Below are 14,785 nucleotides of genomic sequence, written 5' to 3' on the forward strand. Positions count from 1 at the left end.
TCCGATATGTTGTCGCGTGCCGCCTGGCCGGCATCGGCGCCCAGCTGGCCGGCGCGCTCCAGAATGCCCATGCCGAGCAGGAAATTGCCCTGCGTCGACAGATGGGCATCGAGACCATGCGCGCGCACGATCGCTGCAAGAGCGGCGAAATCGACATGGGACGTAAGGTCTGCCTCACCGGGATTGGCCAGCACATCTTCGTGACTGTGCCGGCGCAAGGCCTGCAGCGTGTCGCCGACACCGGGCCGCAGATGGCCGTAGTCGAGGAATAGCCCGGCGCCGCCATGAGCCGCCATGCGCTCAGCGATCGCCGCCATTAAGGCGGTGCGGGCGGGCGCGATTTCGACGATCGCGCCTTGCGGCGCGTCGGCCGCATCCCTGGGCAGCAGCGTCGGGTCGACCGAGCCGGCGCCGGCGAAGAAGCAAAGATTGTCGGCATCGTCGAGGCCGACCATGCGCTCGCGCCAGTCGGCGCCGGCGCGGATGAACTGGCGGATGGGCACGGCGTCGAACAATTCGTTGCCGACGATCAACAGCGGTTGATGGGGCAGGGTCTCGATCGCTTCATGCCAGTCTATCGCGAAGGGTGTCGCTCCAAGCGTCTGCTCCTGGATCTCGGCCAAGCGCGGACTGGTCTCGATCATGGCGAAGGCGGCGCCGTTGGCCAAGGCCGGATCGAGCCGCGACAAGGTGCGCAGCATGTCTTTCATCAGCGTGCCACGGCCGGGGCCGATCTCTGCGACGGTGACCGGCATGGGCCGGCCGATCGCTGCCCAAGCCTGGTAAAGCCAGACGGCGACGAGTTCGCCGAACATCTGGCTGATCTCCGGCGCGGTGATGAAGTCGCCGGCCGCGCCGAACGGCTCGCGTCTGGTGTAATAACCATCGCGCGGATCGAACAGGCACAGCGCCATGTATTCGTTGATGGGCATCGGACCGACAGCCTCGATCAGGTCGACGATACGAGCCTTCAGCCGCGTCATGTTGCCTGCGGCTGCGCTTGCGTCACCGGCTTGGCCGTCGCCATTGCCCAGATGCCGGCCAGCACCATCGGCGTCGACAGGATCATGCCCATGGTCAGCCAGTTGGTGCCGAGGAGATAGCCGAGCTGCTGGTCGGGCTCGCGAAAGAACTCCACGAAAATTCGTGACAGGCCGTAGCCGCAGATGAAGGCGCCGCCGACAAAGCGCGGTGTCTTCAGCTTGAGGCGCGAATGGGTAAGGATGCGCAGCACGACAAACAGCACCAGCCCTTCGAGCAAGGCCTCGTAGAGCTGGCTCGGATGGCGGGTGAACGGACCGCCGTTGGGGAATTCGATCGCCCAGGGCACATCGGTGGGCCGCCCCCAGAGCTCGGAATTAATGAAGTTGGCGACGCGCACGAGACCGAGACCGACCGGCACGCCAGCTGCCACGACATCGAACAGCGACCAGGTGCGGATGCCGCGCTTCATGGAAAACAGCGTCATGGCGAGGATGACGCCGAGCAGGCCGCCATGGAAGGACATGCCGCCTTGCCAGACAGCGAAGATGTCGAGCGGATGGGCGATGTAGCGCGCCAGGTCGTAGAACAGGACATAGCCGGTGCGGCCGCCCAGAACCACGCCAATGGCCGCCCAGACGATGAAATCGTCGAGATCCTCAGGCTTCATCGGCAAGACGCCGTCGGGCCAGAGTTTAGGATTGGCGGCGAGCCGCTTGGCATACCACCAGGCAAACAGGATGCCGACGATGTAACCGATGCCGTACCAGTGCACCGCCAGCGGCCCGATCTGGACGAGGATCGGATTGATATTGGGAAAAGGCAGCGAAGCCAGCGGCAGCAGGAAATATTCGTTCAACGGGGAGCTCTCGGTTGCGATCGGCGCGGACCATGCGGCAGGGTTTTGGCAGGGTCAAGGCAAGGTCACGGGGGTCAATGGGTCCGGGAACAGATTCGGGTCCAGGAACAGATTCGCTTCCAGTTCCGTCGCCGTGGTGGCGTGCTTACCCCTTGGGCTTGGCGGCCACCACTTCGCGCAAGGCGTCGTTGATCCTGTCCTGCCAGCCGGGACCATCTTCCTGGAAATGATTGAGCACGGCCCGGTCGATCCTGATCGAGACAAGCTCGCGGGCATTCGGTGCGGCGGAGGGTTCGCGAGGCGGGGCCGCGGCCGGTTTCTTGACCGGCTTGAAGACTGCTTCGGCGGCTTCCATCGGATTTGTCGGTCTGCGCGGGGGCGTTGCCATTGGTTGTCCTGATTGAAACGTGCGTGAAGGGAGACGAGGGCCTTACAATAGGCGACTTGCCGCTACCAAGTACAGCTTGGGAGCCGTTCGAGAGGCTCCTGCAGGACCCGCGCCCATCATGCGGGCCGTGCGCCATAGCAGCGCGGAGGCCGCCTCGGGTCCCAACGTTCTTGCATTCCTCGCGCCACCTCACTAATTCAAATCAAGCAAGCGAGGATTTGCCATGTCGACCGGACCGAACCGCATTCTCGATGAATTCGCCAAGCTGATGACCGATGCCGCCGGTGCCGCTCAAGGCGTGCGGCGCGAGGTGGAGACGGCCTTCAAGGGCCAGGCGGAGCGCATCCTCAACTCCATGGATGTCGTGCAGCGCGAGGAGTTCGAGGCCGCGCGCGAGATGGCCGCCAAGGCGAGGGAAGAAAACGGCAGGCTCGCCTCGCGCATCGAGACGCTCGAGGCCAGGATCGCCGAGCTGACCGGTCAGGCCACACCTGCGGCGCCGGCGAAGCCCAAGCCGAAAAAATAATTCGTTAAACTTTTCCACAAAGCACCAGCCTAAAAATCGCTTTGCCGTGAATCGCTTACCGGCATTGCGTGACTCTTTGTGACAGGCACCTTTCCACATGCGAATGACGCAGTGCGAAAAATTGGGCTGTTCACGCGACTCCCGATCAATAGACTGAATTTGTTGCATGATTCGGAGCAGGGTCATGCAACCGGGCGGTGGGGTTCGGTCTGGGGTCTTTGCGTTGATAAGTCCCGGCCGTCCGAGTTCTAGACAAGATTGTTCGTCGTGTGTGCCCCGCGGAGCGTGTGGCGCTCCCCCTGAACACAGGAAGCATTCCATGGAACTTCTCGAACTCGAATTTTCCCGCGAAATCCATCCGGTGGATGTGATTGAGCAGGTGGCCCACAACAATGACTGGTCCTTCGAACGGGCCGGCGATGACGAAATCTCGATCTCGGTTGCCGGCAGCTGGACCGACTATCACGTCTCCTTCTCGTGGATGGAGGATTTCGAGGCGCTGCACCTTGCCTGCGCCTTCGACATCAAGGTGCCGGAAACCCGCACGCTGGAAGTTATGCGGCTGTTGTCGCTGATCAACGAACAGATGCTGTTCGGCCATTTCGACCTCTGGGAGCAGGAAGGCGCGATCATGTTCCGCCAGTCGCTGCTGCTCGCTGGCGGGGTCGAACCCTCGAGCCAGCAGGTCGAGGTGCTTTTGTCCTCGGCGCTGGAAGCCTGCGAATGCTATTTCCAGGCTTTCCAGTTCGTCGTCTGGTCGGGAACCTCGGCCAAGGACGCGCTGGCCGGCGTGCTGTTCGAGACCTTCGGCAACGCCTGAGCAGAAGCGTTCGACATGGGTTCAAACAACGAGCGCAAGCCTGAAATCAGCTTCGCCGATTTCGATCGTGTCGACATCCGTGCCGGCACGATCGTCGAGGCCGAACCGTTTCCGGAGGCGCGCAAGCCGGCCTTCAAGCTGAAGATCGATTTCGGAACCGAGATCGGAGTGAAGAAGTCCTCGGCGCAGATCACCAAATATTATACGCCCGAGACCTTGATCGGCCGCCAGGTGTTCGCGGTGGTCAATTTCCCGCCGCGCCAGATCGGCCCGTTCATGTCGGAAGTGCTGACGCTCGGCTTTCCCGATGAAGAGGGCGCCGTGGTGTTGGGCGCTATCGAACGCAAGGTGCCGGATGGCGGCAGGCTGTTCTAGGCTTTCCGAGGTCAAACAGAATACCGCCTCGTTCCTTGGCGTCCCCGCCGGCCTGTCGGATCAGGCAGCCAGCTCGCGCGTCTTTCCCAGTGCTTCCTCGACCGCGTCGAGAAACATTTCCGCGCAGGCCTTCCAACTGTAGCGCATGGCGCGCTCGCGGGCCTGGTCGCGGCTGACGTCGAGCGCGGCCAGCGCGGCCTCGCGCAAATCGGTGGAAACAGCACCGCCGACACCATCACCAACGATGTCGATCGGCCCGGTCACCGGGTAGGCGGCGACCGGCGTGCCGCTGGCCAGCGCCTCGATGATGACGTTACCGAAAGTGTCGGTGCGGCTGGGAAAGACGAAGACGTCGGCGGAGGCGTAGATTTCGGCCAGTTCGTCATTGGGGCGATGGCCGAGGAAATGCGCCTTCGGATATTTCGCCTTCAGCTTGGCAAGCTCGGGCCCTTCACCGACGATCACCTTGCTGCCGGGCAGGTCTAGGTCGAGGAAGGCCGACAGGTTCTTTTCGATGGCGACGCGGCCGACACAGAGGAAGACCGGGCTGGGGAAGCCGAGGTTCTTGCGCTTGTCGGGCCGGAAATGCTCGGTGTCGACGCCACGCGTCCAGGGCCTCAGCTTGTTGAAGCCGCGCGCCGTGAGATCGTCGGCGAGCGACTGGGTGGCGACCAGCGTGCCTTGGCCCGAATTGTGGAAATCGCGCAGCCAGCGATAGGCCCAGCTCTCCGGCACCGGCAGGCGGGCGCTGAGATATTCGGGAAAGCGGGTGTGGTAGCTGGTGGTGAACGGCCGGCCGGCATTGCGGCAATGGCGCCGCGCCATGATGCCAAGCGGTCCTTCGGTGACGATGTGGATGTGATCGGCCTTGTAGCCGTCGATCAGGCGCGCGACATGGCCGGGCGTGGTCAGCGCCAGGCGGATGTCGGGGTAGGTCGGCAGGGGCAGGGTGCGAAAGATGTTCGGGGTCAGGAACTCGACCGCGACGTCGAAGGATTTCAGGGTCTCGGTGAGCCGCTCGAGCGTGTGGACGACGCCGTTGACCTGCGGGCGCCAGGCGTCGGTGACCATCACTATGCGCATGGCGGCCCTTTGCTCCGGAGGTCGGCGGTTGCCTTGAAACGATGCCGGAACGGCGACCATGCGGCCGCCCTCGCTTCGCTCCAGCGCACCCTGACGGGTACGGGATCGAAGTGAGGCGGCAAGGACGAATCAAGTGCGGTCGCGCGCTTCATGCGCGCTCTTGACCATGGTTTCATGACGGGCGGATGAAGCAGACCGTGATGCCGAAAGGTCGAAAGCGGCTTTCAGGCAAGATCACGCCAAATAGAGATCAGGCCGGAACCTTGATCACCGCGCGCAGGCCACCCATCGGGCTGTCGTCGAGCGTGATGTCGCCGCCGTGGCTGCGGGCGATGTCGCGGGCGATCGACAGGCCGAGCCCGGTGCCGCTGGCGTCGAGATTACGGGCTTCGTCGAGCCGCACGAAGGGCTTGAACACGTCTTCGCGCCTGTCGGCCGGAATGCCTGGCCCATTATCGTCGACGGTGACCAGAAGCGAGCCGCGGCCGTGGTCGGCGGTGACCTCAACGGTGCGGGCATAGCGGAAGGCATTGCCGATGACGTTGGACAGCAGCCGCGCGAAGGCGTTCGGCCTGACATGCACGGTCGGATCGCCGGAAAGCGTCGTCGACAGTCTGCATTTGCGCAAGTTCGCTTCTTCGCCAAGCTTCTGGAAATAGGCTTCGAGATCGAAACGTCCCGGGTCCTCCGAGGCCTCGCCCTTGGCAAAGGCGAGATAGCCTTCCAGCATCGACTGCATGTCCTCGATGTCCTGGTCGAGCGCCGCCTTGGTCTCGGCCTTGCCGCCGGCCAGCGCCAGCTGCAGCTTGAAGCGAGTAAGGATGGTCCTGAGATCATGGCTGACACCGGTCAGCATGGCCGTGCGCTGCTCGATCTGGCGCTCGATGCGCTCCCGCATCTGGATGAAGGCAAAGCCGGCGCGGCGCACCTCTTCGGCCCCGCGCGGGCGGAAATCGCGCGGCATCGGCCGGCCCTTGCCGAAGCTTTCGGCGGCCTCGGCAAGCGCCAGGATCGGCCGGATCTGGTTGCGCAGGAAGGGGATGGCGATCATCAGGAGCACCAGCGAGGTGCCGACCATCCAGATCAGGAAAATGTGGGTGTTGGAGGCATAGGCCTGGCTGCGGCGCACGAAGACGCGCAGCACCTTGTTCTCGAGCTGGACGCGCACTTCGATGATGTTGGAATTGCCGACAGTGTCGATCCAGAAGGGGCGGTTGATCTGCCGAGTGATCTCGGCGGAGAGAACATCGTCGAGGATAGAGAAGAACGGTTTTGGACCGGGCGGCGGCAGCGGATCGGGCGGCAGCAGATCGACCTTCAGCTGCATGCGATCCTGCGCGATGCGGATGATGTTGGCGTAGTCGGCGTCGTGCGGATAAGTCTCGATCATGTCGATGATGGCGGCGATGTCGCGCACGGTGGCCTGCGACAGGCGTTGCGTCACGGTTGCCCAGTGGCGTTCCATGAAATCGAACGCGACGACCGACTGCAAAAGGATCATCGGCGCGATGACGATGATCAGCGAGCGCGCATAGAGGCGCTTGGGCATGTAAAGCGAAACCAGGCGCCAGAACCGGTTCCAGATGCGCGGCACCGCCTTGAGCGACCGTGTGGCGCGTGCACTCAAACCGTCATTGTCCGGCTGTTCCAGTTCCGTGGTCGCCATTGGCTCTTTTCATCCGTCGGCGGTATTGGGTCGGGATGACGTTTGGCTGAATCGTCATCCTGATCCAACTCTTTGTTGGAGCATGATCTTTTCCGAAAACCGGTTCCCACTTTTCGGGACCATGCACTTGGGCCGCCGCCGGCATTCTATTCCACGCTGAGCCGATACCCAATACCGCGCACGGTCTGCAGCCAGACCGGATTGGACGGATCGCGCTCGATCTTGCGGCGCAGCCGGTTGATCTGGACGTCGATGGTGCGCTCGCCGACTTCCGAATCGTCGCCGACGAGTTCGTGGCGGGGGATGGTTTCGCCGGCGCGCGCGGCGAAGATCGCCAGGATCTCCTGTTCGCGGTCGGTCAGCTTCAGCGCCTCGCCGCCGCGCTTCAGTTCGCGCCTGGCGATCTGGAAGGTGTAGGGGCCGAACACCAGCTGCTCGACCTTGGGCGTCGCCGCCGGGCCGCCACGGCGCAGGATGTTGTTGATGCGCAGGATCAGCTCGCGCGGGTCGAAGGGTTTTGGCAGGTAATCGTCGGCGCCGGCTTCGAGCCCCGAGATGCGGCTGTCGGTTTCCGACAAGGCCGTCAGCATCAGGATCGGCACGTTCTTCTCGGCACGCAGCGCCTTGGTGAGATCGACGCCGCTTTCTCCCGGCATCATCACGTCGAGCACGAGCAGGTCGAAATCGAGGCCGGCGAGCTTGCGGCGGGCCTCGCCGGCATTGCCGGCGACGGTGACGCGAAAGCCGTTTTCGGTCAGATACTGCTTGAGAAGATTGCGAATGCGGGTGTCGTCGTCGACCACGAGCAGATGTGGTGCGTCGTCATCCGGTGCGGCCGCGGTGTCGACCCTCTCAGTGCTCTCCATGGCTTTTCCCTGACATTTTTGCGGACCCAACGTCGATCTGAGCTCTCAGTTCCGGATTGACCATTGCTTCGAGGAAGCGTTCCACCAAGGCCCGTTCGGTGGCGCCGGAGTCTTCCAATGCAGCACGGATGCGGCGTGACTGTGGCCGCGCCAGCGCCAGCGCCAGCGCACGGCCCTTGGCCGTCGGATAGAGTTCGCGCTGGCGACGGTCGCGCGGGCCCTGCAACTGCACGACGTGATCGGTGTCGATCAATTGCTTCAGCACACGCGCCAGGCTCTGCTTGGTTATCTTCAGCACGTCGAGCAATTCGGCGACGGTCAGGCCCGGCCGGCGGTTGACGAAATGCAGCACGCGGTGGTGGGCGCGGCCGAAGCCGTAGTCGGCCAGGATCTGATCGGGATCGGAAGTGAAGTCGCGATAGGCGAAGAAGAAGAGTTCGATGATGGCGAAGTCGATGCCGTCCTCGCTGGTGATCGCGGTCCTGATCGGTTTTCCGGCAGCTGGGCTTTTGTCCGTCATCATTTCTCCATGGGAACGGGAGATTATGTCAGTACTATTGACGTAATTTCCCTGCAATGGTAATTTTTGACAAGCTTTTGGGCGGATTGCGAACGAAAAGGCGAGGCAAGCCGGTTTTTCCGGAACTTCCTGAGTTTGCCAGGGCGCGATTATCCGCTTACGCTTCCAGACACCGGCCGGCGTCTCCAACCACATGGCGCTGCCAAAAAAGAACACGCAACGACACTAGGATATGCGGGTCGCGACCCGCGGGAGGTTATCATGGCATCCGTTCCCTTCGATCAACTGGACGGCTTCATCTGGATGAATGGCGCGTTCGTCCCGTGGGGGGACGCCAAGATTCATGTGCTGACCCACGGCCTGCATTACGCCAGCGCGGTCTTCGAGGGTGAGCGCGCCTATGGCGGCGAGATCTTCAAGCTCAACGAGCATACGGAACGCCTGCATGAATCGGCACGCCTGCTCGGCTTCAAGATTCCCTATTCGGTGGCCGAGCTCAACGACGCGTCGACCACGCTCCTGAAGAAGCAGGGCTTCCAGGACGCCTATGTCAGGCCGATCGCCTGGCGCGGCAGCGAGCAGATGGGTGTTTCGGCGCAAAACAACCGCATCAACGTCGCCATCGCCATTTGGCAATGGCCGAGCTATTTCGACCCGGCGCAGAAGCTGAAGGGCATCCGTCTCGATGTGGCGGAATGGCGCCGGCCCGATCCGCGCACGGCGCCGTCGCGGTCGAAGGCCGCCGGCCTCTACATGATCTGCACCATGTCCAAGCATGCCGCCGAGGCCAAGGGCTATGCCGACGCCATGATGCTCGACTGGCGGGGCCAGGTCGCCGAAGCGACCGGCGCCAACATCTTCTTCGTCAAGGACGGCAAGATCCACACGCCCATGCCCGATTGCTTCCTCGACGGCATTACCCGCCGCACGGTCATTGGTCTCGCCAGGGATCGCGGCCTGGAGATCATCGAACGCGCCATCCTGCCGGAAGAACTGGAAGGGTTCGAGCAGTGCTTCCTGACCGGAACGGCAGCGGAAGTAACCCCGGTTTCGGAGATCGGCCCTTACCGATTCGAAGTCGGCGAGATCGCCAAGAATCTCATGAACGACTATTCTATCGCCGTTCAACCCAAGCATGCTATCGCCGCAGAATAACGATAGTCACAGCTTTTCGCGCAAGCAGGGGCGGTTTTCGGGCCGCCCCTTTTATTTCAGCGTTTCTGCATTTGACTTTCCTCCAATTCGGCGTCTCATGATGGTGTCGGCCCGGGAGGCTGGCAGCTATGGAGGGACTAATCATATGGACATGAACACGCTTCTTCCGATCATCATTCAGATCATCACAGGCATCATTGGTGGTCAGGCGGTCGGCGCGGCGATCAAGACGGCGGCAATGGGTCAGCTTCCCAAAATCCTGGGCGGAGCCATCGGCGGTGTCGGCGGCGCGGCGATCCTCGGCAGCCTGCTTGGCGGCGGTGCGATCAGTCCTGACGCGGCCGCGGCGGCGACCAGCGGCCTGGGCAGCGCGCTCAACCTGCAGAACATCGTCGGTGGCGCCGGCGGTGGCGCGATCCTGACCGGCATTCTCGGCGCGGTCATGGGCGCCATGAAGAAATAAGCCTGCCGATCTCGGGCTTCGCAGAATGGGCGGCTTCGGCCGCCCATTCCTTTGGAGACGCACTGTTTGGCCTTCCGGCTGTGGACGGGTTTGAGCGATGCCTCTACATGATCGCTGACACAGCGAAAGGACGATCATGGGTCAGCTCAATGCCGGCATCGTGCCGGTCACACCGTTCCAGCAGAACTGCACCATCCTGTTCGACATGGAGGACAAGCATGGCGTCGTCGTGGATCCGGGCGGCGACATCGACAAGGTGCTGGCAACGTTGAAGGACAACGCGATCGCGGCCGAGGCGATCTGGATCACGCACGGTCATATCGATCATGCCGGCGGCGCCATGGAACTGAAGGAAGCACTCGGCGTCGAGATCATCGGCCCGCATGAAGCCGACAAGATGCTGCTCGACAATCTGGAAAACCAGGGCAGGCGCTACGGCATCGGCGGTGTGCGAAACTGCGTGCCTGATCGGTTCCTCGCCGAAGGCGAGACGGTGTCGTTCGGCGGCCATGTGTTCGAGGTGCTGCATTGTCCCGGCCACGCACCGGGCCACGTCGTCTATTATAACCGCGCCGCCAAATTCGCCCATGTCGGCGATGTTTTGTTTCGCGGCTCGGTCGGCCGCACCGACCTGCCCGGCGGCGACCATGCGGCCCTCATCGCCTCGATCAAAAACAAGCTGTTGCCGCTCGGCGACGACATCGGCTTCATCTGCGGCCATGGCCCCGGCGGGCGTTTTGGCGAGGAACGGCGGACCAACCCGTTTTTGACCTGAATGAGATGAGGACCGCTGCCGGAAGCCCAACAAACCGACAACAAAAAAGCGCTGGCCTTGCGGTCAGCGCATTTTTGTTTGGGGGCAGGGAAGCCTCAGTTGGCGGTGCAGAAATGCTGTTCGCCGTCGCTGCCGGTGAAGGTGCCGGTACGGGAATTGAAGGTGCGGTAGCGGTCCGAGCAGTACTCGTACCAGCCGCGCGTCCACGGTTCGGCGTAACGGTCGGCATAGACCACCTGCGGTTCCGCGTAGTAGCGGCGGACCGGGGCAGGGCGCACCCGCACGTCACGATCGTAGTAACCGTCATCGTAATAACGGTCGGAATCGGGCGGTGGCCGGTCATTAGCCAATGCGCCACCGATCAATGCGCCGGCGGCAAGGCCGAGAACGCCGGCTGCCACGGCATCGCCATGGCCATGGCCGTGATGGTGCCAACGGCGCCAGTCATCGGCATTGGCCGCCGAGAAGGTCCCCAGCGTGGTGGCGACCACGGCTGCGGACAGCACGGCTGTCTTGAAAATGCGGTTCATCTTGGTCTCCTTCGTACCGGACCGTGCAGTTTCTTGCAGGGGATGCAGTCCGGCTTTACGAATGACTAATATGGGACCGTGGCTGAACGGGGGCTGAACGAAAATTTGGCCGCACGCATTCTTTCACCGCTTCAAAACCGCACCTTTCGGCGCGGACCTGACTGTCGGAGCCGGTCCGAAGCCGGCTCAGCCGACCGACAGGTTGACGGCCTTGGGTCCCTTGCCGCGCTTGTCCGGCTCGGTGTCGAATGTCACTTTCTGCCCATCTTCGAGACCGGGGAGACCCGACGCCTGCACGGCCGAAATATGGACGAAGACATCCTTCGCGCCATCATCCGGTGTGATGAAGCCGAAGCCCTTGGCATGGTTGAAGAATTTGACGGTGCCGGTCTGCGGCATGGGAAGCTCCTTTGATCCCATAAACTCCAGTCTCGGGCCGGCAAATGCCCGAATGCAAATTTGTCCTTTATTTTAGCGCTATCGGCAAGAGAAAGTTTTGCTGGCACTTAAAGCACGTCGCTTTAAGTGCTTGTTTTGATGCGCGTCATTGGCCCGGACCCGGGATGAACTTCCGGATGAGATGAGTCTGCGCTGCGCGGCGGACATGAAAAAGGCGCGCCGAAAACCGCCGCGCCTTTCAAAAACCCGTCTGCCTGCCCAGGTGCTGGTCAAGCTCCTCGTTCGCCCATCCGCCTGGGATGCGCGCGCGCCGATCGCTCAGGCTGCGCGCAGGTTGACCGCCTTCGGGCCCTTGCCCATGCGGTCCGGCTCGACGTCGAAAGTGACCTTCTGGCCATCGACGAGCGTGCGCAGGCCCGAGGCCTCGATCGCTGAAATGTGGACGAACACGTCCTTGGCGCCGCCGTCGGGCGTGATGAAACCGAAGCCTTTGGTCGCATTGAAGAATTTAACGGTGCCGGTCTGGGCCATTGGGGAAACTCCTTCACCCGTTCAGTCTTGGTGGTCCTGCCCGCCACCTGGCGTCGAGGGCAGTTCCTGGTGGTTGCTTTCGGCAGTCATGCATTGGCGCATGGTCAAACCCCCCGCCGAAAAACGGGGCCGTCAGAGATTCACAGTATCGGGGAAAGGTCGTCCAAAACGTTCCGCTCTCCGGGTCGCAAATGCCCGAACACAGAATTTATCGCACGGAAACGTGAAGGTTGCAAGATAGCGCCGCGGGCCGCCGCCATGGGCGCATCCCGACGCAAAAATCGACCGATCAAAGCGTCGACCGGCCGCAAATAGGCTTCGTTGGCGGGAGGGTCATCGGCCCACAGCACCGGTCATGGATGGGCCAGGAGCGACGATTGCCGACGACGCGGCTGGGGCCCACCGGTTCGGGTGTCATTCTCCTACAGAAGCCGCAAACAAGGGTTGCAATTGGCGGTGGAATGACGACGATCACGCCATTGGGTGACTGATCCAAATCTTGATTTGATCGATATCATCATCAACGAACCGCCACGCAGTCTTGGGCGGTACGGACCGGGACGGGGATCGAGGGAGAGACGATCATGAGGTTTCTTGCGGCGATCTTTTCACGGCAGGTTTTTGCCGTCCTTTTCCTGTCGGCAATTCTTGCCGCCTGCACGGTCGTCGTCGATGACGGACCTGGGTCGCGACCGCGTCCGCCGCGCCCTGAACCGCAATTCTGCACCAAGCAATACGAGCCGGTCTGCGCCCGGCGCGGCGGAGATCGCCAGACCTTCGCCAATGCCTGTCTGGCCGATCGGGCGGGTTACCGCATCGTGCGTGACGGCGCCTGTCACGGCGGTGATGGCGGTGGCGAGCAGACGTTCTGCACCCGCGAATATGCTCCGGTGTGCGCCCGCCGGCATGGAGAGATGCGCACCTTCCCCAACGCCTGCGAGGCGCGGGCCTCGGACTACCGCATCGTCGGCGTGGGGCCGTGCTGAGATTCTGCCGTCTCCCGCATGAGGGGAAGGCCATTATTTGTCCACGCCAACATAAGCTTTGCTCTTGAGCAGGCCGGCCAGATGAGCAGCGTTTGAGGCCGCCATTTCGATGGCTTCGGTAACCTTGGCGGGGGTTTTCGGCAGGTCGACGTAATTGACGTCATGCATGGCTTCACCGACCCAGTAGACGCCGCCATTGGCGGGAATGGTGAAGCCGACATCGTTCAGCGCCTGGAAGCACTCCGCATGACAATGATGCGCGCCGTCCTCGTTGCCGACGATCGCCACCAGGGCCACCTTGCCGGCGGCCGGCATGCGGCCCTTGTCGTCGGTCTCCTCGAGAAAGGCGTCCATCCGCTCCATGACGCGCTTGGCGACGCTCGATGGCTGGCCCAACCAGATCGGCAAGCCGAGAATGAAGATATCGGCGGCCAGGATCTTTTCGCGCAGGCCAGGCCAGTCGTCGCCCCTGCCCATGTCGGAGAGCACGCCAGGCTTGATGTCATGATCAAGCGTGCGCACGACCTCGCCTTCCACGCCATGCGGTTTGAGCGCCGCGAGCAGATCGGCGATGATCTTGTCGGTGGACGATTTTTCCTTGTCGCTGGATGCTTTCAGCGAACAGTTGAGGGCAAAGGTGGTGAGGGACATCGCAAAACTCCTGCATCTGGGTGTGCAGGCTCAACGCCGCGAGGCGTTTGCGGTTGCGCGGTGTGTCGGCTGGCCTCCGCTCAGCTGGCCGGATTGTCGGCCAGTTCGAGATTGTCTTCCGTGGTGACCCGTTCGTGGGTCTCCTGGTCGCTGCGGATGCGGTATTGCGGGGAACCGTCCTTGACCGGCAGCCTGCTCTTGATCTCGAACAGTTCCGCGGCCTTGTTGACCAAGCCGGTCCGGCTTTTCATCCGCACGGTCTGGCCGATGGCGAAGAGATGCGAGGGGGTGTCGGTGCGCGGTCGCGCATTCTGTTGAAAACGGATCATGCTGCATTCTCCCGGTCGCGCACCAGCGCGGTTTCGAGGTCCAGGTGGTCGATGGCGACGAGCTGGCTGGTGAGCGGGTTGTTCACCGCCTTTGCCGGCAGATGGATGAAGGTGGCGACGCGGCGCCAGGCAAGCCGCGACATGCCCTCGATCAACTCCTCGTCGCGATCGATGTCGTAGTCGCCGGCCGGCAGTTGTCCTTCCAGGCCACCGAGCATGAATGGCGCGGTGAAATGGGCGATGGAACGGGTGGTGCGGTCGGGCATTGTCCTGGCCTTTTGGGATGAGATTGGCGGGTCGAGAACCTCTGACGCCGCGAGATGCCAATTCTGGCCCAAACCATATGTGATATATAGCCAAATCGGCGCTCTATTCAAGAATAATAATGGAGTTCCTTGCTTCGATTGGAAAATAGACCGATAATAATTTTGGAATAAATCTGCTATGGCTGCGGATATCTTCGAAAATTTCTTGGAGACGTGCCGAGTTTTTCCTCGGCGCTTATGTTTTTATTTTTTCTAAAAGGGATAAAGCCATGGATTCAATCAGAACTTCGAAAGGGAAGAGCATGGCAATCAATCCGATCGTCAGGTCAATCGCCACGTACCCCATTGGCGCTGCCGGAAAGCCGATGGCCGTCCAGTCGGCGCGGCTGACCATCAGAAGCGACGAGGCGGCAAGGCGAACGATCTCCGATACCGATGGAACTGTGAGGCGGGCCAGGCAGGTTGCAGAGACCATCGCCTGATTTGATCGCTTTCGCCGCGACGTGAGGCGCAGAATCAAGCAAAGCCTTGAACCTGTAACGCCGATGGCCTAGATCGCGGCAGGCGCACGAACACGGTAGGTGTCCCATCAACAGAGATCAGAGAAGAGCGGCGG

At 62.2% G+C, this 14,785-nt stretch carries 21 protein-coding genes; 7 read left to right on the top strand and 14 right to left on the bottom strand.

Annotated features, from left to right (window positions below; all coding sequences use genetic code 11):
* From FJ954_RS27760 to FJ954_RS27770, 3 genes are all read right to left on the bottom strand, one after another.
* A partial coding sequence (locus tag FJ954_RS27760; RefSeq protein WP_140664828.1) for a class I SAM-dependent methyltransferase occupies nt 1–983 on the bottom strand: 983 nt, incomplete at its 3' end.
* Nucleotides 980–1,840, bottom strand: a complete 861-nt coding sequence (gene lgt, locus FJ954_RS27765; RefSeq protein WP_140664831.1) for a prolipoprotein diacylglyceryl transferase — start codon at nt 1,838–1,840, stop codon at nt 980–982. The genes lgt and FJ954_RS27760, both read right to left, overlap by 4 nt.
* Nucleotides 1,841–1,985: 145 nt before the next feature.
* On the bottom strand, nt 1,986–2,228 hold the full coding sequence (locus FJ954_RS27770; RefSeq protein ID WP_140664834.1) for a BrnA antitoxin family protein: 243 nt from the start codon (nt 2,226–2,228) through the stop codon (nt 1,986–1,988).
* Nucleotides 2,229–2,451: 223 nt separating this feature from the next.
* Here FJ954_RS27770 and FJ954_RS27775 point away from each other — a divergent pair, with 223 nt between their 5' ends.
* The 3 genes from FJ954_RS27775 to FJ954_RS27785 all read left to right on the top strand — a co-directional run bounded on the left by FJ954_RS27775 (nt 2,452) and on the right by FJ954_RS27785 (nt 3,949).
* Nucleotides 2,452–2,754 carry an accessory factor UbiK family protein gene (locus FJ954_RS27775; protein WP_015316097.1) on the top strand — a complete coding sequence of 101 codons (303 nt, stop codon included), beginning with the start codon at nt 2,452–2,454 and terminating at the stop codon, nt 2,752–2,754.
* Between the two features lie 319 nt (nt 2,755–3,073).
* Nucleotides 3,074–3,574, top strand: coding sequence for a YbjN domain-containing protein (locus FJ954_RS27780; protein ID WP_027143347.1), 501 nt, complete (start codon nt 3,074–3,076; stop codon nt 3,572–3,574).
* Nucleotides 3,575–3,589: 15 nt separating this feature from the next.
* Complete coding sequence (locus tag FJ954_RS27785; protein WP_140664836.1) at nt 3,590–3,949, top strand: tRNA-binding protein; 360 nt, start codon at nt 3,590–3,592, stop codon at nt 3,947–3,949.
* Nucleotides 3,950–4,009: 60 nt separating this feature from the next.
* Here FJ954_RS27785 and FJ954_RS27790 read toward each other — a convergent pair whose 3' ends face one another.
* The 4 genes from FJ954_RS27790 to FJ954_RS27805 form a co-directional block, all read right to left on the bottom strand.
* Nucleotides 4,010–5,032, bottom strand: coding sequence for a glycosyltransferase family 1 protein (locus tag FJ954_RS27790; protein ID WP_140664839.1), 1,023 nt, complete (start codon nt 5,030–5,032; stop codon nt 4,010–4,012).
* Between the two features lie 250 nt (nt 5,033–5,282).
* Nucleotides 5,283–6,698, bottom strand: coding sequence for an ATP-binding protein (locus FJ954_RS27795; protein WP_140617703.1), 1,416 nt, complete (start codon nt 6,696–6,698; stop codon nt 5,283–5,285).
* Between the two features lie 146 nt (nt 6,699–6,844).
* A complete protein-coding gene (locus FJ954_RS27800) occupies nt 6,845–7,564 on the bottom strand; it encodes a response regulator transcription factor (RefSeq protein ID WP_023770265.1) in 720 nt (239 codons plus the stop codon).
* Nucleotides 7,551–8,084 carry a MarR family transcriptional regulator gene (locus FJ954_RS27805; protein WP_181174538.1) on the bottom strand — a complete coding sequence of 178 codons (534 nt, stop codon included), beginning with the start codon at nt 8,082–8,084 and terminating at the stop codon, nt 7,551–7,553. Before FJ954_RS27805 ends, FJ954_RS27800 begins: the two co-directional genes overlap by 14 nt.
* A gap of 261 nt (nt 8,085–8,345) precedes the next feature.
* On the opposite strand from FJ954_RS27805, the gene FJ954_RS27810 reads away from it, so the two are divergent.
* The 3 genes from FJ954_RS27810 (at nt 8,346) to FJ954_RS27820 (ending at nt 10,477) form a co-directional block, all read left to right on the top strand.
* Nucleotides 8,346–9,239, top strand: coding sequence for a branched-chain amino acid aminotransferase (locus tag FJ954_RS27810; RefSeq protein ID WP_140664842.1), 894 nt, complete (start codon nt 8,346–8,348; stop codon nt 9,237–9,239).
* A gap of 145 nt (nt 9,240–9,384) precedes the next feature.
* Entirely contained in the window at nt 9,385–9,702 is a 318-nt protein-coding gene (locus tag FJ954_RS27815) for a hypothetical protein (protein ID WP_015316105.1), read from the top strand.
* A 136-nt stretch (nt 9,703–9,838) separates the two neighbouring features.
* On the top strand, nt 9,839–10,477 hold the full coding sequence (locus tag FJ954_RS27820) for an MBL fold metallo-hydrolase (protein ID WP_015316106.1): 639 nt from the start codon (nt 9,839–9,841) through the stop codon (nt 10,475–10,477).
* Between the two features lie 95 nt (nt 10,478–10,572).
* On the opposite strand, the gene FJ954_RS27825 is transcribed toward FJ954_RS27820, so the two are convergent.
* The 3 genes from FJ954_RS27825 to FJ954_RS27835 form a co-directional block, all read right to left on the bottom strand.
* Entirely contained in the window at nt 10,573–11,007 is a 435-nt protein-coding gene (locus tag FJ954_RS27825; RefSeq protein WP_015316107.1) for a BA14K family protein, read from the bottom strand.
* A 186-nt stretch (nt 11,008–11,193) separates the two neighbouring features.
* Nucleotides 11,194–11,406, bottom strand: coding sequence for a cold-shock protein (locus FJ954_RS27830; protein ID WP_008877668.1), 213 nt, complete (start codon nt 11,404–11,406; stop codon nt 11,194–11,196).
* 318 nt (nt 11,407–11,724) lie between these two features.
* Nucleotides 11,725–11,937, bottom strand: a complete 213-nt coding sequence (locus FJ954_RS27835; RefSeq protein ID WP_006202520.1) for a cold-shock protein — start codon at nt 11,935–11,937, stop codon at nt 11,725–11,727.
* Between the two features lie 584 nt (nt 11,938–12,521).
* On the opposite strand from FJ954_RS27835, the gene FJ954_RS27840 reads away from it, so the two are divergent.
* A complete protein-coding gene (locus tag FJ954_RS27840) occupies nt 12,522–12,923 on the top strand; it encodes a Kazal-type serine protease inhibitor domain-containing protein (protein ID WP_140664845.1) in 402 nt (133 codons plus the stop codon).
* Between the two features lie 33 nt (nt 12,924–12,956).
* On the opposite strand, the gene FJ954_RS27845 is transcribed toward FJ954_RS27840, so the two are convergent.
* The 4 genes from FJ954_RS27845 to FJ954_RS31755 all read right to left on the bottom strand — a co-directional run bounded on the left by FJ954_RS27845 (nt 12,957) and on the right by FJ954_RS31755 (nt 14,689).
* On the bottom strand, nt 12,957–13,574 hold the full coding sequence (locus FJ954_RS27845; RefSeq protein WP_140617706.1) for an NAD(P)H-dependent oxidoreductase: 618 nt from the start codon (nt 13,572–13,574) through the stop codon (nt 12,957–12,959).
* A gap of 80 nt (nt 13,575–13,654) precedes the next feature.
* On the bottom strand, nt 13,655–13,903 hold the full coding sequence (locus FJ954_RS27850; protein WP_015316110.1) for a hypothetical protein: 249 nt from the start codon (nt 13,901–13,903) through the stop codon (nt 13,655–13,657).
* Nucleotides 13,900–14,169, bottom strand: coding sequence for a hypothetical protein (locus FJ954_RS27855; protein WP_140664848.1), 270 nt, complete (start codon nt 14,167–14,169; stop codon nt 13,900–13,902). Before FJ954_RS27855 ends, FJ954_RS27850 begins: the two co-directional genes overlap by 4 nt.
* Before the next feature lie 235 nt (nt 14,170–14,404).
* Nucleotides 14,405–14,689: a hypothetical protein gene (locus tag FJ954_RS31755; protein ID WP_181177934.1), complete on the bottom strand. Its 285-nt coding sequence runs from the start codon at nt 14,687–14,689 to the stop codon at nt 14,405–14,407.
* Between the last annotated feature and the right edge of the window lie 96 nt (nt 14,690–14,785).

The organism is Mesorhizobium sp. B2-3-15, from assembly GCF_006442875.1.
In the GTDB taxonomy this organism is placed as follows: domain Bacteria; phylum Pseudomonadota; class Alphaproteobacteria; order Rhizobiales; family Rhizobiaceae; genus Mesorhizobium; species Mesorhizobium australicum.